The following is a 4,491-nucleotide window of genomic DNA, read 5'->3' on the forward strand; positions in this document are numbered from 1 at the left end:
CAGCGGGCCGGTCCTTGCCGTACGTGGCGATCAGAGCCTGCGCCTCGATCGGATCCCCGAGCGTCGTCCCCGTACCGTGCGCCTCCACCGCATCCACATCACCCGCCGTCAGCCCGGCATTGGCGAGCGCGGCCCGGATCACCCGCTGCTGCGACGGACCGTTCGGAGCCGTGAGCCCGCTGCTGGCGCCGTCCTGGTTGACGGCCGAACCCCGCACGACGGCAAGGATCTTGTGGCCTTTCCGCCGGGCGTCCGACAGACGTTCCAGGAGCAGCAGGCCGACGCCCTCGCCCCACCCCGTGCCGTCGGCCGCGGCCGCGAACGACTTGCAGCGGCCGTCCGTCGACAGGCCGCGTTGGCGGCTGAAGTCGATGAAGGTGCCGGGGGTGGGCATGACCGTCACGCCGCCGGCGAGGGCCATGTCGCACTCGCCCTGGCGCAGTGCCTGCGCCGCGAGGTGCAGGGCGACCAGGGAGGAGGAGCAGGCCGTGTCGACCGTGACCGCCGGGCCCTCCAGGCCGAGGGTGTAGGCGACCCGGCCGGAGATCACCGAGCCCGCGTTGCCGGTGCCGACGTAGCCTTCGACGCCTTCTGGCAGGGCGTGGAGCCGGGCCACGTAGTCGTAGTACATGACGCCCGCGAAGACGCCGGTGCGGCTGCGGCGCAGCGAGGCCGGGTCGATGCCGGCGCGTTCGATGGCCTCCCAGGAGGTCTCCAGCAGCAGCCGCTGCTGCGGGTCCATGGCCAAGGCCTCGCGCGGGGACACGCCGAAGAATCCGGCGTCGAACTCGGCGGCTTCGTAGAGGAACCCGCCTTCGGCGGTGGTGCTGGTGCCCTGCCGGTCGGGGTCGGGGTCGAAGAGCTCGTCGGTGTCCCAGCCTCGGTCGGTGGGGAACGCGGAGATGGCGTCCGTGCCGTCGGCCACCAGGTTCCACAGGTCCTCGGGGGTGGTCACACCGCCGGGGTAGCGGCAGCTCATGCCGATGATGGCGAGGGGCTCCTGGCTGCGCTCTTCGAGCTCGCGCACCCGGCGGCGGGCGTCACGCAGGTCGGCCGTGGCCCGCTTCAGGTAATCGAGGTACTTCTCCTCGTCCGCCATTTACAGCGCCTCCTCGAAGCGGTCGGGTCCGAAGCGGTCGGGACGGTTGGTGTCTGAGGGGGTCTCGAGTTCGTTGTCGAGAAGATCGAAGATCTCGTCGGCGGTGGCGTTCTCGAGTTCGCTGTGGTCCGGGGCTCCGCCGTGCGCGGTGGAGAGGGGTGCACTGCCCCACGCGGACAGCAGCGAGCGCAGCCGGTCGGCCACCCGGTCCCGTTCTGTGTCGTCGGCGGTGTCGCCCACGGACCTCAGGGCTCGTTCCAGGTGGTCGAGCTGTGCGTGCAGATCACGGGGATCGGCGAGGGCTCCGGGGGTTCCGGGACCACCGTGCGCTCCGGCCCCGGGGGTGGCGGATGGCTGCCCGTGGGTGCCGCCCGGGTCCGATCCGGGCTCGGTGTCCCCGAGGACGGGCAGTTCCTCCGCGAGGTACTCGGCGAGCGCCGCCGGGTTCGGATAGTCGAAGATCAGCGTGGCCGGGAGCCGCAGCTCGGTCTCCGCGGTGAGGCGGTTGCGCAGTTCGACGGCGGTGAGGGAGTCGAAGCCGAGCTCGAGGAAGCCTCGGGTCAGTTCGACGGCGTTCGGGGACGCGTAGCCGAGTACGCCGGCCACATGGGCGCGGACGAGGTCGACCAGGGCGCGCTCGCGGTCGGCCGGCGAGCGGCCCGCCAGGCGCTGGGCCAGGGACTCGACCGGGGTGGCCGCCGTACCGGTGTCCTGGGCACGCCGTATCGACGGCCTGACCAACCCGCGCAGTAGCGCGGGAAGCGCCTCGGCGGGCTGGGTACGCAGCACCGCGGTGTCGAGCCGGACGGGAACCAGCGCCGGGTGTTCGCTCACCGTCGCACGGTCGAGGAGGGTGAGCGCCACGTCCGTGCTCAGGGCCAGGACTCCGGTCCGCGTCATACGGCTGCGGTCCGTGTCCGCGAGCCCGCCCGTCATGTCGCTGGCCTGGGCCCACAGGCCCCAGGCGAGGGAGGTGGCCGGGAGCCCCTGGGCGCGGCGGTGGTGGGCGAGCGCGTCCAGGAACGCGTTCGCCGCCGCGTAGTTGGCCTGTCCCGCGCTGCCGAAGACACCCGCCGAGGAGGAGAACAGGACGAAGGCGTCCAGGTCCCGGCCGGCGGTCAGCTCGTGCAGGTTCAGCGCCGCGTCCACCTTCGCCCGCAGCACCCTCTCCAGTCGCTGCGGTGTGAGCGAGGTGACCACGCCGTCGTCCAGCACACCGGCCACGTGGACGACCGCCGACAGGTCCTCGACCCGCGCCAGCAGCTCTTCCAGCGCGTCCCGGTCGGCCACGTCACAGGCGGCCACGGTGGCCCGGGCGCCCAGGGCCTCCAGCTCCGCCCGCAGTTCAGGTGCGCCCGGTGCCTGCTCGCCGCGGCGGGAGACCAGCAGCAGATCCCGCACGCCGTGCCGCTCCGCCAGGTGCCGGGCCACGACCCGGCCCAGGCCGCCCAGCGCGCCCGTCACGAGGACCGTTCCCCCACCCCACGTACCGGCCTTCACGTCGGCCGGGGTGGTGACCTTGGTCAGTCGCGGCACCCAGACCGCGCCGTCCCGTATCGCGACCTCCGGCTCGTCCGTCCCCAGCGCGGCGGCCGGCAGGGCGGGAGTCAGCAGGGCGGGTGCCGACCTCGCGGTGCCGTGCTCGTGCGCCTCCCGGCCCAGGTCCACCAGGGCGAACCTGCCTGGGTGCTCCGACTGTGCCGATCGCACCAGCCCCGCCACGGCGGCGGCCAGCGGCTCGGGTACGTCCTCACCGACGGCGGCCGCGCCCCGGGTGACCACGGCCAGCCGGGAGGCCGCGAAGCGCTCGTCGTGCAGCCAGTTCTGCAGTGTGCCCAGCACCTCGGTCAGCGTGGCGGCGACCTCGTCGGGGCCCGCCACCTCGCGGATGTCGCCCGCCGTACCGCCGACGGTCAGGAGCACGGTCTCCGGCACCGGCTCGCCCGCCTCGACGGCGGCGGTGAGCGCGGCCAGATCCCGCCACGCCGGAAGAGCGAGACCAGCCGTGTCCCCGGCGGCGAGGGCCGTGGCGTCCGCGCCCAGCAGGCCCCAGGTCCCGGATGCGGGGAGCTCGGTGCTGCGGCTGGGCTGGGGGTTCCACACCACCCGGTGGAGGGAATCGGTGTCCGGGCCGCTCATCTGCTCGATGAGCTCCTTGGACATCGGCCGGAACACCAGCGCGGCCACGGTCGCCACGGGTTCGCCGGCGGTGTCCGCCACGTCGAGGGAGACGCCGTCCGCACCCCGCGGGACCAGCCGGACACGTACGGCCCCGGCGCCGGCGGCGTGCAGCGTCACCCCGGTCCAGGCGAACGGCAACCCGCCGCCCGCGGCAGACGCCGGCGACGACGCGTCCGCGGTTCCGCCTCCCTCGCCGACGGCGACACCGGTCGCCCGTGCGTGCAGCGCCGCGTCGAGGAGCGCCGGGTGCAGCCCGAACGCACCGGCCTCCGTCCGCGCCTCCTCGTCCAAGGCCACTTCGGCGAAGATCTCCTCACCACGGCGCCACACGGACCGCAGCCCCTGGAACACCGGGCCGTAGTCGAAGCCCGCCGCCACCAGGTCGTCATAGAGGCCGTCGACCGCGATCCGCTGCGCATCGCGCGGCGGCCAGGTCCTCGCGTCGAACGCCGCGAGCTCTTCGTCCCCCTCGGGGGCGTCGAAGTCCTTCGGGCCCGTTACGGACTCGCTCAGGATGCCGGTCGCGTTCCGGGTCCACGCTTCCGCGGACAGCCCGTCACCACCGGACACCTCGTGACGCGAGTGCAGGCTGAGGGCCCGGCGCCCAGCAGCGTCCGGCGCCTCGATGCTCAACTGCAGCTGCACGTTGCCCTGCTCGGGGAGTACGAGCGGAGCGCCCAACGTCAGCTCCTCGAGCGTGCCGCAGCCGATCTGTCCGCCCGCGTGAACGGCCAGCTCGACGAAGGCCGTACCCGGCAGCAACACCCGGCCGGCGACGGCGTGGTCCGCCAGCCAGGGGTGCGACTGCAACGACAGCCGCCCCGTGAAGACGTACCCGTCCGTGTCTGCCAACGGCACACCCGCACCGAGCAGGGGATGCCCGGCGGGGACGAGGCCCGCGGATGCGACGTCCGGGGTGGTGCTGCCGGTCTGGCGGAGCCAGAAGCTCTGGTGCTGGAAGGGGTAGGTGGGCAGGTCGACGCGGTGGCGGGACTCGGTCGGGGTGTAGAGGGGGGTGAAGTCGACGGGGGTGCCTCGGACGTGCGCCTGGGCGAGTGCCGTCAGGAACGAGTCCAGCTCCGGGCGGTCCTTGCGCAGGGCCGGGATCAGGCCAGCCTGGGCCTCCGGGGCGGTGAGCGTGTCATGCGCCATCGCGGTCAGGACCGCGTCCGGGCCCAACTCCACGATGGTCGCAGCCCCGAAGTCGGCGA

At 73.6% G+C, this 4,491-nt stretch carries 2 protein-coding genes; both read right to left on the minus strand.

Annotated features, from left to right (window positions below):
• Positions 1-1,099, minus strand: a 1,099-nt coding sequence (locus ACYVMZ_RS39070; RefSeq protein WP_461088041.1) for a beta-ketoacyl synthase N-terminal-like domain-containing protein, incomplete at its 3' end; no start/stop codon positions are given.
• Positions 1,100-4,491 (minus strand): type I polyketide synthase (locus ACYVMZ_RS39075; RefSeq protein ID WP_461088043.1); only part of this gene is annotated, 3,392 nt, incomplete at its 5' end.

This window comes from Streptomyces deserti, assembly GCF_054782695.1.